18 protein-coding genes are annotated in these 18,916 nt (G+C 73.7%); 13 read left to right on the top strand and 5 right to left on the bottom strand.

The features are described 5' to 3' along the window. Positions 1–23: 23 nt before the first annotated feature. On the bottom strand, positions 24–1,106 hold the full coding sequence (locus ACGFIA_RS03555) for a helix-turn-helix domain-containing protein (RefSeq protein ID WP_357386131.1): 1,083 nt from the start codon (positions 1,104–1,106) through the stop codon (positions 24–26). A 53-nt stretch (positions 1,107–1,159) separates the two neighbouring features. Here ACGFIA_RS03555 and ACGFIA_RS03550 point away from each other — a divergent pair, with 53 nt between their 5' ends. Next, entirely contained in the window at positions 1,160–2,455 is a 1,296-nt protein-coding gene (locus ACGFIA_RS03550; protein WP_357386129.1) for an MFS transporter, read from the top strand. A gap of 3 nt (positions 2,456–2,458) precedes the next feature. On the opposite strand, the gene ACGFIA_RS03545 is transcribed toward ACGFIA_RS03550, so the two are convergent. From ACGFIA_RS03545 to ACGFIA_RS03535, 3 genes are read right to left on the bottom strand one after another with little or no spacing between them, the layout of a single operon-like run. Further along, on the bottom strand, positions 2,459–3,184 hold the full coding sequence (locus ACGFIA_RS03545) for an RICIN domain-containing protein (protein ID WP_357386127.1): 726 nt from the start codon (positions 3,182–3,184) through the stop codon (positions 2,459–2,461). Between the two features lie 57 nt (positions 3,185–3,241). Then, positions 3,242–3,526, bottom strand: a complete 285-nt coding sequence (locus ACGFIA_RS03540; RefSeq protein ID WP_354865186.1) for a DUF427 domain-containing protein — start codon at positions 3,524–3,526, stop codon at positions 3,242–3,244. Between the two features lie 10 nt (positions 3,527–3,536). Further along, on the bottom strand, positions 3,537–4,037 hold the full coding sequence (locus ACGFIA_RS03535; RefSeq protein ID WP_357386125.1) for a YbaK/EbsC family protein: 501 nt from the start codon (positions 4,035–4,037) through the stop codon (positions 3,537–3,539). 94 nt (positions 4,038–4,131) lie between these two features. Between ACGFIA_RS03535 and ACGFIA_RS03530 the strand changes: the two genes are divergently transcribed. From ACGFIA_RS03530 to ACGFIA_RS03480, 11 genes are all read left to right on the top strand, one after another. After that, positions 4,132–5,517, top strand: a complete 1,386-nt coding sequence (locus tag ACGFIA_RS03530) for an FAD-binding oxidoreductase (RefSeq protein WP_357386123.1) — start codon at positions 4,132–4,134, stop codon at positions 5,515–5,517. Next, complete coding sequence (locus tag ACGFIA_RS03525; RefSeq protein ID WP_357386122.1) at positions 5,514–6,857, top strand: class I SAM-dependent methyltransferase; 1,344 nt, start codon at positions 5,514–5,516, stop codon at positions 6,855–6,857. The genes ACGFIA_RS03530 and ACGFIA_RS03525 overlap by 4 nt, the downstream gene beginning before the upstream one ends. Before the next feature lie 91 nt (positions 6,858–6,948). Further along, on the top strand, positions 6,949–7,509 hold the full coding sequence (locus ACGFIA_RS03520) for a helix-turn-helix domain-containing protein (protein WP_357386120.1): 561 nt from the start codon (positions 6,949–6,951) through the stop codon (positions 7,507–7,509). Continuing rightward, positions 7,502–8,329: an SRPBCC domain-containing protein gene (locus tag ACGFIA_RS03515; RefSeq protein ID WP_393258327.1), complete on the top strand. Its 828-nt coding sequence runs from the start codon at positions 7,502–7,504 to the stop codon at positions 8,327–8,329. The genes ACGFIA_RS03520 and ACGFIA_RS03515 overlap by 8 nt, the downstream gene beginning before the upstream one ends. Before the next feature lie 78 nt (positions 8,330–8,407). Next, positions 8,408–8,641: a zinc-ribbon domain-containing protein gene (locus ACGFIA_RS03510; protein ID WP_357476400.1), complete on the top strand. Its 234-nt coding sequence runs from the start codon at positions 8,408–8,410 to the stop codon at positions 8,639–8,641. A gap of 260 nt (positions 8,642–8,901) precedes the next feature. After that, positions 8,902–9,972 (top strand): hypothetical protein, encoded by a 1,071-nt coding sequence (locus ACGFIA_RS03505; protein WP_393258323.1) that lies wholly within the window; start codon positions 8,902–8,904, stop codon positions 9,970–9,972. Further along, positions 9,969–11,474 (top strand): hypothetical protein, encoded by a 1,506-nt coding sequence (locus ACGFIA_RS03500; protein ID WP_393258320.1) that lies wholly within the window; start codon positions 9,969–9,971, stop codon positions 11,472–11,474. Before ACGFIA_RS03505 ends, ACGFIA_RS03500 begins: the two co-directional genes overlap by 4 nt. A gap of 183 nt (positions 11,475–11,657) precedes the next feature. Next, positions 11,658–13,937 carry a putative bifunctional diguanylate cyclase/phosphodiesterase gene (locus ACGFIA_RS03495; protein ID WP_393258317.1) on the top strand — a complete coding sequence of 760 codons (2,280 nt, stop codon included), beginning with the start codon at positions 11,658–11,660 and terminating at the stop codon, positions 13,935–13,937. 130 nt (positions 13,938–14,067) lie between these two features. Beyond that, entirely contained in the window at positions 14,068–14,700 is a 633-nt protein-coding gene (locus ACGFIA_RS03490; RefSeq protein WP_357386110.1) for a hypothetical protein, read from the top strand. A gap of 107 nt (positions 14,701–14,807) precedes the next feature. After that, on the top strand, positions 14,808–15,566 hold the full coding sequence (locus tag ACGFIA_RS03485) for a MerR family transcriptional regulator (protein WP_393258313.1): 759 nt from the start codon (positions 14,808–14,810) through the stop codon (positions 15,564–15,566). Between the two features lie 27 nt (positions 15,567–15,593). Then, positions 15,594–15,878 carry a putative quinol monooxygenase gene (locus tag ACGFIA_RS03480; RefSeq protein WP_393258310.1) on the top strand — a complete coding sequence of 95 codons (285 nt, stop codon included), beginning with the start codon at positions 15,594–15,596 and terminating at the stop codon, positions 15,876–15,878. Positions 15,879–15,937: 59 nt separating this feature from the next. Here ACGFIA_RS03480 and ACGFIA_RS03475 read toward each other — a convergent pair whose 3' ends face one another. Then, on the bottom strand, positions 15,938–17,479 hold the full coding sequence (locus ACGFIA_RS03475) for a gluconokinase (RefSeq protein ID WP_393258307.1): 1,542 nt from the start codon (positions 17,477–17,479) through the stop codon (positions 15,938–15,940). 263 nt (positions 17,480–17,742) lie between these two features. Between ACGFIA_RS03475 and ACGFIA_RS03470 the strand changes: the two genes are divergently transcribed. Continuing rightward, positions 17,743–18,897 (top strand): hypothetical protein, encoded by a 1,155-nt coding sequence (locus tag ACGFIA_RS03470; protein ID WP_357386104.1) that lies wholly within the window; start codon positions 17,743–17,745, stop codon positions 18,895–18,897. The last annotated feature ends 19 nt before the right edge of the window (positions 18,898–18,916 follow it).

Genomic DNA, 18,916 nt, shown 5'->3' with positions numbered 1-18,916 from the left:
GGATCAGGCCGGCAGACCGCCGATCATGCAGGTGTGGCAGTGGACAACTCCGACATGCCAGGCCTTCCAGGTGCCACAACTCCAAGATCGACGGAAGCTGGCGGGGGTGTGGGCGGGGCGGGAGACGGGCGGAACGTGCGGCGGTAGGCGGTGGGGGACACGCCGACCCGGGCGTGGAGGTGCTGGCGCAGTGCGGCGGTGGTGCCGAAGCCCGCGTCCCGGGCGATCCGGTCGACGCTCAGATCAGTCGTCTCCAGCAGCAGCCGGGCGTGTTCGGTGCGTTGCTGGAGCAGCCACTGCGCCGGGCTGAGCCCCGTCTCGGAACGGAAGTGCCTGGTGAACGTACGGACGCTCATCCGCGCGTGCGCCGCCATCTCGCGCAGCGCCACCGGCTCGTGCAGCCGCTGCCGCGCCCACTCGCGGGTGGCGGCGGTGCCGTGGTCCGCGCCGCGTGGCACCGGCCGTTCGATGTACTGGGCCTGCCCGCCGTCACGCCACGGCGGCACCACGCAGCGCCGGGCCGCCCGGTTGGCCACCGCGCTGCCGTGGTCGGTCCGTACGACGTGCAGGCACAGGTCGATGCCGGCGGCCACGCCGGCCGAGGTGAGCACGCGACCGTCGTCGACGAAGAGCACGTCGGGGTTGAGCCGTACGCCGGGGTGCAGGCGGCGGAAGCGCGACGCGTACGCCCAGTGCGTGGTGGCGGGGCGGCCGTCGAGCAGGCCGGCGGCGGCGAGCACGAACGCGCCGGTGCAGATGGACATGACGCGCGCGCCCCGGTCGTGCGCGGCCCGCAGCGCGTCTGCCACCTCGGCGGAGACGATCCCGTCGTGCATCGGCGGGCCGCCGTGGATGCCGGGGACGATCACGGTGCCGGCGCGCTCCAGCAGCTCCAGGCCGTGGTCGGGGAGGACCTGGAAGCCGGCGCTGCTGCGTACCGGCAGCCCGCCCGGGGTGCAGGTGGCCGCCGCGTAGAGCGGGCTGCCGTCGTCGGTACGGCCGGCGCCGAAGACCTGGGCCGGGGTGCCGAGGTCGAGCGCCACCACGCCGTCGAGGGCGAGGACGGCGATCCGGTGCGGTACAGACATGGCCCGATTATTGCGCATGATGTCTTTCCGGCCACTCGTCCCCCGCAACCGCCCGGCCGGAGACTCGGCTGGTGACCCGATCCCGCCCGCATCCGGCCTGGCTCGTCGCCGCCGTCGCCTTCGTGGCGCTCGTCGGCGCGGCCGGTTTCCGCGCCACGCCCGGCGTGTTGTTGCACCCGCTGCACGCCGAGTTCGGCTGGCCGCTGGCGACCATCTCCGCCGCCGTCTCGGTCAACCTGCTGCTGTACGGCCTCACCGCGCCGTTCGCCGCCGCGCTGATGGACCGGTTCGGCATCCGCCGGGTGGTGGCCGGCGCACTGTTGCTGGTGGCCGCCGGCAGCGGCTTGACCGTGGGGATGACCGAGAGCTGGCAGCTCCTGCTCTGCTGGGGCGTGCTCGTCGGGCTCGGCACCGGCTCGATGGCGCTGGCGTTCGTGGCGACGGTGACCGGGCGCTGGTTCGTCAGGCGCCGGGGCCTGGTGACCGGCGTGCTCACCGCCGGCGGCGCGGCCGGGCAGCTCGTCTTCCTCCCGCTGCTGGCGGTGCTCGTGCGCGACCACGGCTGGCGCACGGCGGCACTCGTCGTGGCCGGAGCAGCGCTGGCGGTCGTACCCCTTGTGGTGTGGTTGTTGCGGGAGCATCCGGCGGACCTGGGGCGGCCCGCCTACGGCGCGACCGAGGTCGTGCCGCCGGCCCGGCCGGAGGGCGGCGCGGCGGCGCGGGCGGTCGGCGCGCTCGCCGCCGCCGCGCAGACCCGGGCGTTCTGGCTGCTCGCCGGCGGTTTCGCGATCTGCGGGGCGACCACGAACGGCCTTGTCGGTACGCACTTCGTGCCGGCCGCGCACGACCACGGCATGCCGGAGACCACAGCCGCCGGGCTGCTCGCCGTGGTGGGGCTCTTCGACATCGCCGGCTCGATCGCCTCCGGCTGGCTCACCGACCGGGTCGACGCCCGGCTGCTGCTCGGCGCCTACTACGCGTTGCGCGGGGCGTCGCTGCTGGTGCTGCCGAGCCTGTTCGCCGGCTCGGCCCGGCCGAGCATGCTGGTCTTCATCGTCTTCTACGGGCTGGACTGGGTGGCCACAGTGCCGCCGACGGTTGCGTTGTGCCGGGAGTGGTTCGGCGCGTCCGGGGCCGTGGTGTTCGGCTGGGTGTTCGCCGCGCACCAGTTCGGCGCCGCGTTCGCGGCCACCGGCGCGGGTCTGGTCCGGGACCGGCTCGGCGACTACGCGCCGGCCTGGTACGTGGCGGGTGCGCTGTCGATCGGCGCGGCCGGGCTGTCGCTGCTGCTGCGCCGCCGTGCCGCCGGGGAGCCCGCGTTCGCGCTGCCGGTGCCGGCCCGGCGGGCCTGGAGCTACCGGGGCTGACCGTCAGCCGGCCGCCCACTGCTGCTCGGCGGCGCCGCCGCACGGCGCCTGCTCCAGCTCGCGCCCGGCCTCGGTGCCCGCGTCGTCGACCTGCGCGCACTTGCCGCTGTGCACCGCGACCAGCAGCGCCGCGCCGTTCCCGGCCGGCTGGAACCGCCACTGCTGGTTGGCCTGCCCGTTGCAGGACCACTGCTGGATGTCGGCGCCGTCGTCGGTGCTGGCCTCGTTGACGTCCAGGCACTTGCTGCTCGCCGCGTTGACGAGCAGGTAGGTGTCGTTCGTGACCGGCGTGACCACCCACTGCTGCTCCGGACCGCCGGTGCAGTCGGCGAGCGCGGCCTGGGCGCCCTCGGCCTCGTCACCTGTCACGCCGAGGCAGCGCCCGGACGGCACGCCCCGCAGCACCTTCGGCGTGGCGACTGGTGCGGCCGGTGTGGTCGGCGCCGCGCTCGGCGAGGGCGACGCCGAGGTCGGGGCGGGCTCCGCCGTCGGTTCCGCGCCCGGCTCGCTCGGCTCCGCTGTGGGCACCGCAGCCGCCGGCACCACCGGCCGCTCGCCACCGCCGCCGAGCACGCCGGTGGCGAAGAAGGCCCCGAGGAGTACGCCCGCCACGCCGACGCCCAGCGCGACCCGCATCAGCGGGTCCTGGGGCAGCCGGACGCCTCGGACACCACGGGCGCGGCGGGCACCGTAGACGGTGCCGGACGGGTCGGAGTGCGGGTCGGCCATGGGGGCATAGTGACCCACCGGGGCCGCCGGGTGCCAGTCGCCCGGCGGCACGGTGACTCAGTCGACGACCCGGACGTCCTTCCAGAACGCCACCCGGTCGCGGACCATCTCCGCCTCCGGCTTGGGATCGGGGTAGTACCAGACGGCGTCCGGGCTGGTGGCGCCGCCGTGTTCCAGCGTGTAGTAGGAGGCCGTGCCCTTCCACGGGCAGACCGTGTGGGTGTCGGACTCTCGGATCAGATCCTCGCGCAGCGCGGTACGGGGGAAGTAGTGGTTGCCCTCGACCAGCACCGTGTCGTCGCTCTCGGCGACGACGAGGTCGTTCCAGACGGCTTTCGGCATGTCCTCCACGCTATGCCGGTCGCCGCGCACCGGCCACCGCTGCGCGCGTGGGCTCCTCGTCTGTCACGTCGGCGACGGTCGCGCCGAGCGCGGCCAGCGCGGCGTCCGCGTCGAGCGCGACGGCCAGGCCGTGCTCGCCCGCGCCGAGCGTGACCTCCCGGCCGCGCAGCCGCTCGTCGGCGACCACCGGCCAGGCGGTGGTGGAGCCGAACGGCGTGATGGTGCCGCGCGCGTACCCGGTGGCGTCCTTCGCCGCGGCGGCGTCGGGCATCGACAGCCGGCTCACCCCGAGCAGGGCGCGCAGCTTCGGCCAGGAGATCACCCGGCCGCCGGGGGTGAGCACGAACAGCAGGTCACCCTCGCCGCGGCGGACCACAATCGTCTTGACCACGTCGGGCACCTCGACGCCGCGCGCCGCGGCCGCCTCGGCGAGGCTCGCCACCGGACCGTGGCGGATCACCCGGTACGGCAGGCCGGCATGGTCGAGAGCGGTCAGCGCGGGATTCGCCATGGCGGCCACGCTAACGCGCGCGTCGTCGGCGAGTCGCCGAATGGCCACCGTGGACGTCCCACGAATTTGTCGTACCCGCGCGTAAGGTGATCTCATGCACGCTGTCCGTGATCATGAACGGGCGGTGGACACGCTGCGACGCTCCTACGCCGCGGTGCCCGCCGGGGAACCCGTACGGCTGGCCAAGCAGACCTCGAACCTGTTCCGGCCCCGCTCCGCGCCGCGTACGCCGGGGCTGGACGTGAGCGGCCTGACCGGTGTGCTCGCCGTGGACCCGGCGGCCCGCACCGCCGACGTGCAGGGCATGTGCACGTACGAGGATCTGGTCGACGCGACGCTGCCGCACGGCCTGATGCCGCTTGTCGTGCCGCAGTTGCGCACCATCACGCTGGGCGGGGCGGTGACCGGGCTGGGCATCGAGTCGACGTCCTTCCGCAACGGCCTGCCGCACGAGTCGGTGCTGGAGATGGACGTGCTCACCGGCGCGGGGGAGATCGTCACGACCCGGCCCCGGGGCGAGCACGCCGACCTGCACCGCGCCTTCCCCAACTCGCTGGGCAGCCTGGGCTACGCCACCCGGCTGCGCATCGAGCTGCAACCGGTCCGACGGCACGTGTCGTTGCGCAACATCCGGTTCACCCGGCTGGAGGAGCTGGTCGACGCGGTCGGCGAGGTGGTCGCCAAGGGGGCCTGGGGTGGTGAGCCGGTCGACGCCATGGACGGGGTGGTGTTCAGCCCCGGCGAGGCATACCTGGTGCTGGGCGCGTTCACCGACGAGGCCGAGGGTCCGCCGTCCGACTACACCGGCCAGGAGATCTACTACCGCTCGCTGCGCCGGCGCACCCGCGACACGCTGTCCGCGTACGACTATCTCTGGCGCTGGGACACCGACTGGTTCTGGTGCTCGGCGGCGTTCGGGGTGCAGCACCCGGTGGTGCGGCGGCTGTGGCCGCGGCGCTACCGGCGCAGCGACGTCTACCACCGGATCGTCCGGTTGGAGCACCGGCACCAGGTGGCCGCCCGGGTCGACAGGTGGCGGGGCCGCCCGGCGCGCGAGCGGGTGGTGCAGGACGTGGAGGTCCCGCTGGACCGCACGCCCGAGTTCCTGCGCTGGTTCGCGGCGAACGTGGGCATGACGCCGGTGTGGCTGTGCCCGTTGCGGCTGCGCGAGCCGTCCGGTCCCGGGTCGGCGAAGGGGTGGCCGCTATATCCGCTCCAACCGGGCGAAACGTATGTGAACATCGGCTTCTGGGGAAGCGTGCCCATCGCGGCGGGCTCCGCCGACGGCGACGTCAACCGCCAGATCGAGCGCATGGTGTCGGAGGTCGGCGGCCACAAGTCGCTCTACTCCGACGCGTACTACGACCGGGGCGAGTTCGACCGGCTCTACGGCGGGGACACCTGGCGTGCCGTGAAGGACCGTTACGACCCGGACAACCGACTCACCGGACTGTACGAGAAGGCGGTATCCCGAGCATGAGTCTGACCGACCGAACACCGGGGGCGGCGAGCGCCCCGGCCGGCCCGCCGGCGGGCGGGCGGCGTACCGGACCCACTGTCGCGGAGGTCGTCCGCGCGGTCACCACCGGCGACCTGCCCATCCGGGTCACCGGCTACGACGGCAGCGCGGTGGGCCCGGCCGACGCCGGGATCACCCTGGCGATCCGCACCGAGCGGGGCCTGTCCTACCTGCTCACCGCGCCGGGCGACCTGGGCATGGCCCGCGCCTACGTCAGCGGCGACCTGGGGTTGGAGGGGGTGCACCCGGGCGACCCGTACGAGGCGCTGCGGGTGATCAAGGACGAGGTGCCGCTGCGCGTCCCGGCGGTGGCCGAGGCGCTCGCGCTGGTCCGGGGGCTGGGCTGGGAACGGCTGCGTCCGCCGCCGCCCCCGCCGCAGGAGGCGGCACCGCGCTGGCGGCGGCTGATGACCGGACTGCGCCACTCGCGTACCCGGGACAGCAGCGTGATCTCGCACCACTACGACGTGTCGAACGCCTTCTACGAGAAGGTGCTCGGGCCGTCCATGACGTACACCTGCGCGGTTTTCCGCAGCCCCGGCGACACGCTGGAGGAGGCGCAGCGGAACAAGTACGACCTGGTCGCCGGCAAGCTGGCGCTCAAGCCGGGGATGCGGCTGCTGGACGTCGGCTGCGGCTGGGGCGGCATGGTCCGGCACGCGGCCCGGGAGTACGGCGTCAAGGCGCTCGGCGTGACGCTGTCGAAGGCGCAGGCCGACTGGGCGCGGGCCGCCATCGAGCGGGAAGGGCTGAGCGAGCTGGCCGAGGTGCGCCACCTGGACTACCGGGACGCGCCGCGCGAGCAGTTCGACGCGATCTCCTCGATCGGGCTGACCGAGCACATCGGCGTGCGCAACTACCCGGCCTACTTCGGCGCGCTGCGTTCCCGGCTCAAGCCCGGCGGGCGGCTGCTCAACCACTGCATCACCCGGGCCGACAACCGGGCGCCGCACCGCTCCGGCGCGTTCATCGACAGGTACGTCTTCCCGGACGGCGAACTGGCCGGGCCGGGCCGGTTGATCAGCGAGATCCACGACGCCGGGTTCGAGGTGCACCACGAGGAGAACCTGCGGCAGCACTACGCGCTGACGCTGGCCGGCTGGTGCCGCAACCTGGTCGGGCACTGGGACTTCTGCGTCGGCGAGGTCGGGCCGGGCACCGCGAAGGTGTGGGGGCTCTACATGGCCGGCTCGCGGCTGGCGTTCGAACGCAACGGCATCCAGCTGCACCACGTGCTCGCCACGCACAACGGCCCCGAGGGGGTGAACGGGTACCCGCTGCGTCCGGACTGGACGCCCTGACGCGACGTACCGACGAAAGGCCGCGCGGACCGCGCGGCCTTTCGTGGAAGTCATTGACAAAGAAGTTTTGTATGTACAAACTGATTTTGCCATGAGAGACGTCCTGTACCTGGAACAGCGCGAGCAGGCCGAGGTCCTGCTCAAGCCGCAGCGCATCGAAGTGCTGCGGCAACTGGCCGAACCCCGCACCTGCACCGAGGTCGCGAGCCGGCTGGAGCAGACGCCGCAGCGCGTCTACTACCACGTCAAGCAGCTCGTCGCGGCCGGGCTGGCCGAGCAGGTGGCGCAGCGGCAGGTGCGCGGCATCACCGAGGGCATCTACCAGGCCGCAGCCCGGTCGTACTGGCTCTCGCCCCGCCTGGTCGGCCGCATCGGCGGCACCCGCCGGGCCCGCGACGAGCTGAGCCTGGGCTACCTGCTCGACCTCATGGAGGAGGTCCAGGCCGACATCGCCGCGCTGGACCGTGCCGCCCCCGAGCTGCCGTCCATCGGCGTCTCCGGCGAGATCCGGGTGCCCGCCGAGCGGCGGCAGGAGTTCCTGCACGACCTGCAGACGACGCTGCGGGACCTGTTCACGCGCTATGGCGGCGCCGAGGGAGACGCCTTCAAGCTCGCCGTGGCCTGCTACCCGAAAGGCGACACGCATGACTGAGCCGATGACCATCCGCGCCCGCCTCGCCGCCCCGGTGGCGACCGTCCGCCGGGCCCTGACCGACCCCGCCGAGCTGCGCGTCTGGCTGGCCGAGCACGTCGAGGTCGAGCTGCCCCGGCGGTACGAGTTCTGGGGCCGCTACACGCCCGACGGCGACGCGCCACACCAGCGGCTGCTGCACGTCGACGACCGGACGCTGCGCTTCGCGTGGACGCTCGACGGGGTGGAGACCACCACCGAGTTCGAGGTGGAGCCCGACGGCGACGGCACGATACTCACGCTGCGGCAGAGCCACTTCGACTACGCGGAGGCGATGAGCGGCAGCAGCATCCGGGGGGTGCTCCAGACGTACTGGTACCTGGCGATCGCCCACCTCAACGATCACCTGGACGGCCGGCCGCTGCTGCCGCGTACCGACTTCACCTCCGCCGACCTGCGCGGCGAGACGGTCATCGACGCGCCGATGGACAAGGTGTGGACCTCGCTCACCGACTCGGAACAGGTCACCGCCTGGTTCGGCTTCCCGATCGGCGTCGAGCCCTGGGAGGGCGGCCGGTACGCGATGGGCGGCCTCGACGCCGGTGAGGCCGCGAAGGTGTTCGACGTGACGCCGGGGCGGGCGCTGTCCATCGACTGGGGGCCGGTCGGCGTGACCTCCTGGGAGCTGGCGGAGTCCGACGGAAAGACGAAACTGACGTTCGTGCAGTCCGGCTTCGACGAGGGCAACCCGCCGTACGCGGCCTGGTGCGGCAACGTGGCCGGGTGGGCCGAGCTGCGCCGCTTCCACGAGGTGCCCGACTGGCACTCGATCTGGCTGTAAGGAAGGGCCCCCTCTTAACGCCTCCGGTAGAGGAGGGGGCCCCTTTTAACACGGACCTCGGGTGGGTAATGCCGGGCGATGTTCTTCATCTTCGGGCTGCGCACCAAGGTCGTCCGGTCCGGCGTCGTCACCGAGGTCTGCCGCAACTGCGGCAACCAGGCCGCCCAGGTGATCACCCGCCGGATCACCAAGTTCAGCCTCTTCTTCGTCCCGCTGATCCCGCTGCGCACCCGGTACGCGCAGCAGTGCACATTCTGCGGCGCCCAGTACGACATCTCGCGCGCCGAGGCCCAGCGCCTCCCGGTCGGCTGACAGTGACCCGCTTTCTCTGCTGGCTGATCGGCCGGCAGCCGGTCACCCCACCCGCCGTGCCGGTGCACACCGCCGCCCGTCCGCCCTGCACGCCCGGCCGCCGGCACCGCCGACGGCGCCGTCCGGTCGCGGGCGCGCAGTCGCCCCGCTCGCCCTGGAACCGCTCCGCCGGCCGCTGACCGACCGGGCCCGGGGTGTTAACAAGGGGCCCGTCCTCTACCGGAGGCGTTAACAAGGGGCCCTTCCTTACACTTCATCGGGTGGAAGATCGGCTGGCACGGATCAGGGGTGATGGGCCGCCCCGGCGGCACAACGCCCGCACCATCGCCGCGCTGACCGGCAACCCCGGCTGCACCCGCCGCGCCGTGCTGGACAGCGCCGGCGCGGACAAGCCGGCGCTCGCCGAGCGGCTCGGCTTCCCGGCCCGGTTCGGGCAGTCGCGCTTCGCTATCACCCGGGGCAACGCCTTCGAGGCGCAGGTGAAGGCCGACGGTGGCGCACTGTTGCTGCGCCTGGTCGCGGAGCGCCTCGGCGTACCGGTCCCGGCCGAGGCGACCTGGACCGACCTCGGTGCCGACGACGACCGGCCGGAACGCTCCCGGGCGGCGCTGACCGCCGGCGGGAACGGCCCGGCGCTGTTCGACCATCCGCTGCTCGGACTGGACGTGGCCGGGACCCGGGTGCACCTGGAACCGGACCTGGTCGCCGCCCGGCTCGGTGGCCGGTTCCACGTCGTGGAGATCAAGTCGTTCCCGGTGATCGACGGGCAGGCCGACCCGGGCAAGGTCGCCGCCGCCGCGATCCAGTCCGCCGTCTACGTGCTGGCGCTGCGCGAACTGCTCGCCGCCGAGGGACACGACCCGGAGCTGGTGTCGCACGAGGTGGTGCTGGTCTGCCCGCGTGACTTCGCCAACCAGCCGGTGGCCAGCCTGCTCGACGTCCGGCGGCAACTGCTGGTGCTGCGCCGCCAACTGGCCCGGATGGCCCGGGTCGAGGATCTGCTCGCCGCCGTACCGGCGGGGTTCACAGTGGACCCGGCGGCCGATCCGGCCATGCTCGCCGCCGCGCTGCACCAGGTGCCCGCGCGTTACGCGCCTGACTGCCTGGCCGCCTGCGAGCTGGCGTACTTCTGCCGGCACGAGGCGCGCGGGCAGACCGGCGCGCTGGGCCGGCCGGTCCGCGAGGCGCTCGGCGGCGTCGAGGAGGTCGCCGACGTGCTGGCGCTCGCCGAGGGCTCGGCCGCGCCCGAGCCGGAGCAGGCGGAGGCCGCCGCGCTGCTGCGGGCCGCCGCGCGCCTGCGCGCCGACGCACTCGCCGGAAACCCCGCGTGAGTACGCTGCGCGCGCTCGCCCGGGCGCAGGCGGTCGCCACCGGGCGGGCCCAGCCGGTCGCCACCGTCCGACACCTGCACCTGTCCGACCGGCCGCTGGTGCTGGTGCCGCTCGCGCTCGCCGGTGAGGCGAACGCCCCGCTCGCGGCGATGGTCGGCGCCGCGCCCGACGAGGCCCGGCTGCTTGTGGTGCCGCAGCCGCGCAACCGGGACCAGCGGTTCGCCTTCGCCGCCGAACTGGCCGCGATCGTGCTGCCCTACCTGGACGAGTTCCGCGACCTGACCGAGGCGGTTCCGGTCGACCGGGGCCGCGACGTCCGCCACCGGTATGCCGACGCGCCGCAACTGCTGGTGCCGAACCCGGCCGGGATCACGTTCCTGCGGCTGTTCGGCCGTTCCAACCGGTTCCGCCGTACCGACGGCGACTATCCGGTGCACCAGTCGGTGCCGCTGCTCGGGCGCTGGCTGACGTTCTTCGCCGAGCGTGCCGAGCAGCCCGGCTCGTCGGCGCTGCTGGCGCTCACCGACGCGCTGACGCTGCACTGGGCGACCGGGCAGAGCGTGGTGGAGGACCTGCACCTGCCGGCGGTGCTGGGCTGGCTCGACCCGCCGGCCGGGCTGACCGGCGCCGAGGCGGCGGCCCGCGCCGAGGACCCGGCCCGCTGCCCGCCCGCCGGGCCGGCCACCGACCCGGACTTCGACAACCGCAGACTGGCCCCGGCGATCGAGGCGTACACCCGGGCCGAGGACGACCCGGTTGCGCGCTCGGCCGCGTACGACGAGCTCACCGGCCTGCTGCGCGACCAGCTGGCGCCCACCTGGGAGCTGATGTGGCGCGGCGTCGGGCTGCTGCGGACGCTGCCGGCCGGCGCGCGGGTGACCGGCCGGTGGGCCGGTGACCGGGACGCGTTCACCGCGCACGCCGAGCACGTCGACACCGGGGGCGGCCCGCAGCCGCGCCGCGACGGCGCGGTGGCGGCGGCGCTGCGGTTGCAGCGGCTGGAACGGGCGTCGACCGCCTGGGCGGTGCAGCGCGCCTACGACGATCCGCTGGTGATGGCCGAGCACCGGCTGACCGGGGAGGCGTTCGTCGGCGAGGTGACGCTCGCCGACCCGGCGCGGGTGGACGACGCCGGCAGGCGGCCGGTGCTGCGCCCGCGCATCCAGGTGGTCACCACCGAGCCGGTGCCGATGCCGGTGGGCGCGACGCTGTACTCCCCGTCCCGCCCGGGGCAGAAGGCGAAGATCGTGTTCGTGACGCCCGGCGGCGACGGCAAGACCGAGGTGGTGCTCGAACTGTCCGGCGGGATGGGCCGGGGACTGACCGCGCCGCCCGGCACCGTGCCCGAGGTGGGCGAGCGGATCTGCCTGACCAGCCTGTCCGACGGTTTCCTGCCCGGTGGCGCGTTCCCCGCGCCGGAGGAGACACCGTGGACGCACGGCGGGCCGCCCGGCACGGCCACCGCGCCGCAGGACCCGGCCCCGGCGGAGGACTGGTCCTGACCCGCGCGGCTCAGGCCGGCGCCGCCCTCACCCGGGCCGCCGCCGTCCGGTGACCGACATCGACGGACCCTGGCGGCCGTCCCCGGCGCTGGCTAGGCTTGCGCCGTCCGTCGTCCGGTCCTCGTCGCCCGAGGGTGCACGTCTGGAAGAGAGCCGGAGCGCATCGTTGTATCCCAGCACGACGTGAGCCTCGCCGCCGCGGCGCCGGCCCGTCATCCGCTCGCCGGCCGTGTCGGACTTGTCGCGGCCGCCGTCGCCGTACTCGGGGAGATGGCCTGGCTGGCCGCTCGCCTGCCGGGTGCGGCGCTGGTGAGCGACATCGGCGCGATGGCGGTGTCGAGCTGGGCGGCGGTGCTCTGCGTCGGTGCGGCGCGACGCCGGCCGGCCGCGTTGCGCCGGTTCTGGGAACTGCTCGCCGCCACCATGGCCCTCGCCGCGCTCGGCCGTGCGGTGTGGACTGTCGAACGGGTCGGCGGGCTCGGCCTGCCCCACACACCGCTGGTGGCGGGCCTGTTCGCCGCCGGCATCGTCACCGGCACCGGCGCGCTGCTCTGCTCCCGCACCGGCCCGCGCAGCCTGATCGGCCGGGCCCGCACCCTGCTCGACGGGGTGATCGTCGGGCTGGCCCTCATCCCGATCGGCTGGGTGGTGGTGTTCCACCAGATCACCGACGCCGCGCTGGCCGACCCGATGCGGACGTTCGGGCTGCTCTACCCGATGTTCGACCTGATGCAGCTCACCATCCTGGTGGCGGTCGCCGGTCCGGGCCGGCCGATGTGGCGGGCGCTCACCGTGATCGGGGCGGGCCTGGCGATCCGGTCCGGCGCGGACGCCGTCTACGTCTCGCTGGTCGCACGCGGCGACTACACGCCGGGTCACCCGGTCGACGTCTGCTGGCCGCTGAGCTACCTGCTCGTCGGCCTGGCCACCCGCTATCCGCCGCCGATCGGCGAGGACGGCGAGGACGACCTGGTCGACTCGCCGCTGCCGCCGTGGTGGCGGGTGGCGCTGCCGTACCTGCCGGTGGGCGGCGCGATCGTCGCGGTCCTGGTGTCCCGGCAGCCCAGCGGGCAGACCCCGCAGGTCGTGTTCGTCGGCATGATGGCCCTGCTCGGGGTGCTGGCGCTGCGCCAGGGGCTGGCCGCGAACGAGAACCTGCGGCTGGTCGGCCGGCTGCGCCGGCTCGCGTACTCCGACCAGCTGACCGGCCTGCCCAACCGGCTGACGTTCGTCCGGCGGCTGCGGCGGGCGTTGCGCGTGGGCGGTCCGGTCGCCGTGGTGCTGCTCGACCTGGACGGCTTCAAGCAGGTGAACGACAGGTTCGGGCACGCCGCCGGGGACCGGCTGCTCACCGCCACGGCGGAGCGCATGCGGGAGGCGGTCGGCGCGGACGGGATGATCGCGCGGCTCGGCGGTGACGAGTTCGCAGTGCTTGTGGCCGGGGAACGCCAAGTGTCACCCGAGCGGCTCGCGGTCCGGCTGCTGGCCGCCCTGGAGCCGCTGCCCGGCGAGGAGGACCTCGGCGTCCACCCGTCGGCGAGTATCGGCATCGCCGAGTACGGGCCGCAGCACACCTCGCACACCGACCTGCTCCGTGACGCCGACATCGCCATGTACGCGGCGAAGGCGGCCGGCAAGGCCGTGTACCGCACGTGCACGCCGGAGCTGCGCGAGTCGGCGGTCAGCCGGGCCGAACTGATCGCCGACCTGCGCCGCGCGGTGGACGAGGGTCAGTTGCTGATGGAGTTCCAGCCCATCGTCGACCTGGACACCGGCACGGTACGCAGCGCCGAGGCGCTGGTGCGCTGGCGGCATCCCCGGCTGGGTGTGCTGACCCCGGCGCGGTTCCTGCCGCTGGCGGAGGAGACCGGGCTGATCGTGGCCATCGACAGGTGGGTCATCCACGAGGCGTGCCGGGCCGCGGCCACCTGGCGGGAGCACGCGCCGGACGTGACGGTCGCGGTGAACATCGCCGCCGCCCACCTGTGCCGGCCGGACCTGATCGCCACCGTCACCGGCGCGGTCGGCGCGGCCGGCCTGCCGCCCCGCGCGCTCACCCTGGAACTGACCGAGTCGGCGCTGATCGAGGGCAGCGATTCGGTGCTGGACCGGCTGTCCCAGCTCCGTGACCTGGGCATCCGCATCGCCATCGACGACTTCGGCACCGGGTACTCCTCGCTGAGCTACCTGCACCGCATCCCGGCCACCGAGCTGAAGATCGACAGGTCGTTCGTGTCCCGGCTGGACGCCGGTGACGCCCGCGCGTACGCCACCGTCGAGATGGTGAACCGGCTGGCCGGCGCGTTCGACCTGGCCGTGGTCGCCGAGGGCGTGGAGACGGTCGCGCAGCACGCGGCCGTCACCGCGATCGGCTGCCGGCAGGGTCAGGGCTGGCGGTACGGCCGCCCGGCCGCCCTGCCGGACCTGCTTCCCGCGTTGTCCGGGGCGGGCGCGGACCGCTGACCGGCCCGCCCGGGCGGGGGCCGAAGGTCCCGGACGGGACAGGGGATTCGACCCTGCTCTCGCTGCTCTCCAGCAGCCAGTATGGTCTTCGTTAACCAAACGAACATTATCCTCCACACGGGAGTCAGATATGAAGCGACGGACGCTCGACCTGCTGTTCAGCATCGGTGGGCTGGGCCTCGCGGTCCTGCTGCTCGTCGTCGGCGTCGTCCTGACGACGAACGCCAACTTCGCCAACGACTACGTACGCGACCAGCTCGGCGCGCAGCACATCACCTTCACCCCGGCGGACAAGCTGACCGACGAGGAGAAGAAGGTGGACTGCCTGCGCGAGTACGCCGGCCAGAAGATGACCACCGGCAAGCAGGCCGAGTGCTACGCCAACGAGTACATCGGCCTGCACCTAAAGAACATGGCCGGTGGCAAGACCTACGCCGACCTGGGCGAGCCGCAGAGCGCACTGCGGGCGCAGGTGGCCCAGGCCGAGCAGAGCAACGCCGCCAACCTGGCCGACCTCCAGAAGCAGCTCGCCGAGGTGAGCGCCCAGCGGGAGACCGTGTTCAAGGGCGAGACGCTGCGCGGCCTGCTGCTCACCTCGTACGGCTTCAGCGAGTTCGGCCGCAAGGCCGAGCAGGGCGCCCTGGCCCTGTACCTCGGCGCGGGCCTGCTGTTCCTGCTCTCGGTCGCCGGCCTGGTGCACGCCTTCCGGACTCCGGCCAGCGCGACCTTCGCCGCTCCGGAGAAGGAGAAGGTCACCAACTGACCCGCACCGACGACGCCCCCGGCCATCCTGGTCGGGGGCGTCGTGCTGTCCGGCTTGACCCTCACGTCGCGGGAGGCGGGAGTCTCGGTCGCGGAAGGGAGGGAACCATGGCGTACACGGTGGGACAGGTGGCGCGGGCGGCCCGGGTGACGGTCCGGACGCTGCACCACTACGACGAGATCGGGCTGCTGCGGCCCAGCGGGCGCACGCCGGCGGGCTACCGCCGCTACGACGAGGCGGACCTGGACCGGTTGCAGCTCATCCGCTACTACCGTGAGCTGGGGTTCCCGCTGGAGGAGATCGCCGAGATCCTGGACGATCCGGACGCCGACCCGGTGGCGCACCTGCGCCGGCAGCACGAGCTGCTGTCCGGGCGGATCGGGAAGCTCCAGGAGATGGTCGCGGCGATCGAACACGCGATGGAGGCGAGGACGTTGGGGATCCAGTTGACGCCGGAGGAGCGGTTCGAGGTGTTCGGGGACTTCGACCCGGACGAGCACGCCGAGGAGACCGAGCAGCGCTGGGGCGGCACCGAGGCGTACCGGCAGTCGCAGGAGCGCGCGGGCCGCTACTCGAAGGAGGACTGGCTGCGCAACAAGGCGGAGAACGAGGACTGGGGGCGGCGGTTCGCCGCGCTCATGGACTCGGGTGCGCCGGCCGACGGCCCGGAGGCGATGGCGCTGGCCGAGGAGCACCGGCAGCTCATCACCAGGTGGTGGTACGACTGCTCGTACGAGATCCACACCGGCCTGGCGGACATGTACGTGGCGGACCCGCGGTTCACCGCGTACTTCGAGACGCTGCGGCCCGGGATGGCCGCGTACCTGAACGAGGCGATCCACGCCAACGCGATCACCCGGTCCTGACCGGGAGCGGGTGGCAGGATGGCCGGCATGCTCATCGTCGCCGGCACCCTCTACGTCGATCCGGCCCGGCGGGACGCCTACCTGGCGTCCTGCGAGGCCGCCGTCCGCGCGGCCCGCGCCGCGCCCGGCTGTGTGGACTTCGCGGTCAGCGCGGACCTGGTCGAGCCGGGCCGGATCAACGTCTACGAGCGGTGGGAGTCCGACGAGCAGTTGCTGGCGTTCCGGGGCTCCGGCCCGGAGGACGACCAGGTGACGGAGATCCTCGGCGCCGAGGTGCACAAGTTCCGCATCTCCGGCGTCGAGGCTCCCTGACCCGTCGCTTGACGACGACGTCGGGCAGTGTGACCACGGCTGTCACGCCCTTCGGCCGGTCAGCGGGGAGGTGCTGTGGGTGGCGGTTCCGGCGGCAGGCTGGGCGCCATCCGCCGCAGGGACGTGAACGTGGGCACGAGCGCGTCGTACAGCTCGGAGAAGAGGGGGAGCAGGGCGGCGTAGGTGGCGGCGGAGGACGGGTCCGGGTGGACCGTCTCCTCGATCCGGACCAGATCGGCGGCGACCTCGATCGAGGAGATCAGCCCGAGTGCCTGCATGCCCAGCAGCGCGGCCCCGAAACCGGATCCCTCGTGCCCGGCGGGGAACCGCACCGGCATGCCCAGCGCGTCGGCGAGGATCTGCCGCCACAGTGGACTGCGGGCGAAGCCGCCGCTGGCGCGGATCTCGCGTACCTCGTTGCCGGCCGCCCGGACCGAGGCGAGGACCAGGGCGAGCTGCTGGCAGACGCCCTCCAGGGCGGCCCGGACCAGGTGCGGCCGGCCGTGGCCGTGGGTCAGCCCGACGTACGCGCCGCGGGGCAGCGCGTTCCAGTGCGGCGCCCGCTCGCTCAGCAGGTACGGCAGCATGATCAGCCCGCCGGATCCGACCGGCGCCTGGGCGGCCAGGTCGAGCAGTTCCTCCTCGGCGTGCGCGCCCAGCTCCGGGGCGAGCGCGTCGTTCGCCCACTGGAGGACGATCCCGCCGTTGTTTATGGCGCCGCCGACCACCCAGCGGTCCTCGGTGAGCGCGTAGCAGAACACGCCGCCGAGCGGGTCCACGCCCGGGTGTTCCACCATCACCCGCATCGCGCCGCTGGTGCCGATCGAGCAGGCCACGACGCCGGGCCGTACCGCGCCGAGCCCGAGGTTCGCCAGCGGCCCGTCCCCGGCGCCCACCACCAGCGGGGTGTTCGCCGGCAGCCCGGTGGCCCGCGCCGCCTCGGCGGTGAACCCCGGCAGCACGTGCGTGGTGGGTACGAGCCGGGGGAGCCGCTCCTCGGTGATGCCGGCGAGGCGCAGCGCCTCGGCGTCCCAGACCAGCCGGTGGATGTCCATCAGCCCGGTGGCCGAGGCGACCGAGTGGTCGGTGACGAGCGCGCCGGTGAGCCGCCGCAGCACGAGCTCCTTGATGCCGACCCAGTGCGCGACCCGCTGGTGCAGCTTCGGTTCCCGCTCGGCGAACCAGACCAGCTTGGGCAGCGGCGCCATCGGGTGCACCGGGGTGCCGGTGCGCCGGTGCAGGGCGAGCCCGGACGGCGCGGCGCGCAGCCGCTCGGCCTGCGCGCTGGCCCGGGAGTCGGCCCAGGTGATCGACGGGGTGAGCGGGGTGCCGTCGGCGTCCAGCCCGATCAGGCTGTGCATGGCGGTGCTGAACGACAGCCCGGCCACCGGAACGGTCAGCTCGTCGACGACCGCGCGGATCACGCCCAGCACGGCCTGGTGGATGAGTTCCGGATCCTGTTCGGCCCAGCCCGGGTTCGGCTCCTCCAGCGGGTAGCCGATCGAGTGGCTGGCGAGTTGCCGGCCGGAGGTGTCGAACGCGACCGCCTTGGAGCTGGTGGTGCCGATGTCCACACCCACCACGACGGCCGGGTCGCCCACCGGTGCACCTCCTCACCGCCGGGGCCGCGTTCCCCCCGTTGTCGCGGCTGATGTTACGGACGCGTTCGAGCCCTCGCATTCCGGAACGGGAGCGCGGGGAGGCGGTGGCACGGAACGTGAGAAGACGTGAGAGATTCCGCCGATTGTGGAGGTCAATCAGCCGATCGGTCTAATTAGCGACTTTCGCGTGTCTTCGTACCCCTGCCGGATCGTTGACATGAACGACACCCCGGTTGGTGTGCTCGCGCGGCGGAGGAGTCGGCGTGGCGAAGACTGATTCGACGGGTTCCACATGGCGGTACCGGTGGGCGCACCGGCAGAACGAGCGGCGGCAGCGGGCCTTCCGCGCGGCCGACGAGGCGTGGCGACGCCGCGACGACGAGCTGCGCCGCCTGCGTACCCTCGCGGTGTCCTTCCACGGCTCGGCCCAGGCGGGCGTCGGCCTGCCGATGGAGCTGGCCCCCGGCGAGGTGGTCTTCTGGACGCTGCCGGCCGCGCAACTGGTCGAGGTACGGCACACCGCCGTGCTGCCCGCCCCCGAGCTGACAGTCGACCCCGACCCGCCGGTGCTGCGCCCCCGCCGCCCCGAGGGCGTCAAGGTGGTCGACGCCGGGCTCGCCGTGCTCACCAACCGGCGGCTGGTGCTGCTCGGCGGACGCGGCCGGCGGGACTGGGCGTACGGCCGGATGACCGGCCTGTCCCACGACCCCGGCGCACCGGTCACCCTGATCCAGGTGCTGGACCGGCGGCGTACCTCCGGGTTGCTGCTGCCCACCGGCGCGGCGGCCGACTTCCGGTTCACGCTCACGCTGGCGTTCGCCGACGCGATCGAGCAGCGCGCCGCCGTCGTGGCCGAACTGGACGAGCTGATCGCGGAACACACCGCCGCGCGACCCGAACGTCCCGCCGTGCTCACTCCCGCCCAGGCCCGGATCACCGCGCTGGTGCCGGGCGGCCGGCGCACGGTGGCGGTCTGCGGGGCGCTCGCCTTGATCGTGCCGGCGATGCTCGTCGAGTCCAACCCGCCCACCCGGGCCGGCTCGGAGCGGGCCGCCGCCGCGACCCCGGCGGCCACCGGCACCACACCGCCGCCGCACGTCGCGCCCGCCGTCCGGGTCCGGCCCACTCCCAGTCCCGAGCCGTCGCGCGCCCGCCCCGCGCCGCCGCGCGGCACGCCGCAACCGCCGGTCCAGCGCCGCTGCGGGGCCCCGCAGAACCCCTTCGGGTACGACTTCTGCGGCGGGCAGCGGATCCGGCGTCCGGCGGCCGGGGTGTGCGACTGGTTCGAGTGCGTACCCGGGTTCTGGTCGGATCGCGGCTGGCTGGTGCAGTGCCGCGACGGCTCGGTCAGCCGCACCGGCGGGCAACGCGACGTGTGCGCCGGCCACGAAGGGCTCCGCCGTACCGTCTGGCGGTGAATCCGCTCGCCTCCCGCAG

Origin of the sequence: Micromonospora sp. NPDC049203 (assembly GCF_043197215.1) — a bacterium.
Lineage (GTDB): Bacteria > Actinomycetota > Actinomycetes > Mycobacteriales > Micromonosporaceae > Micromonospora.
This window is presented reverse-complemented; position numbering and strand designations above follow the sequence as displayed.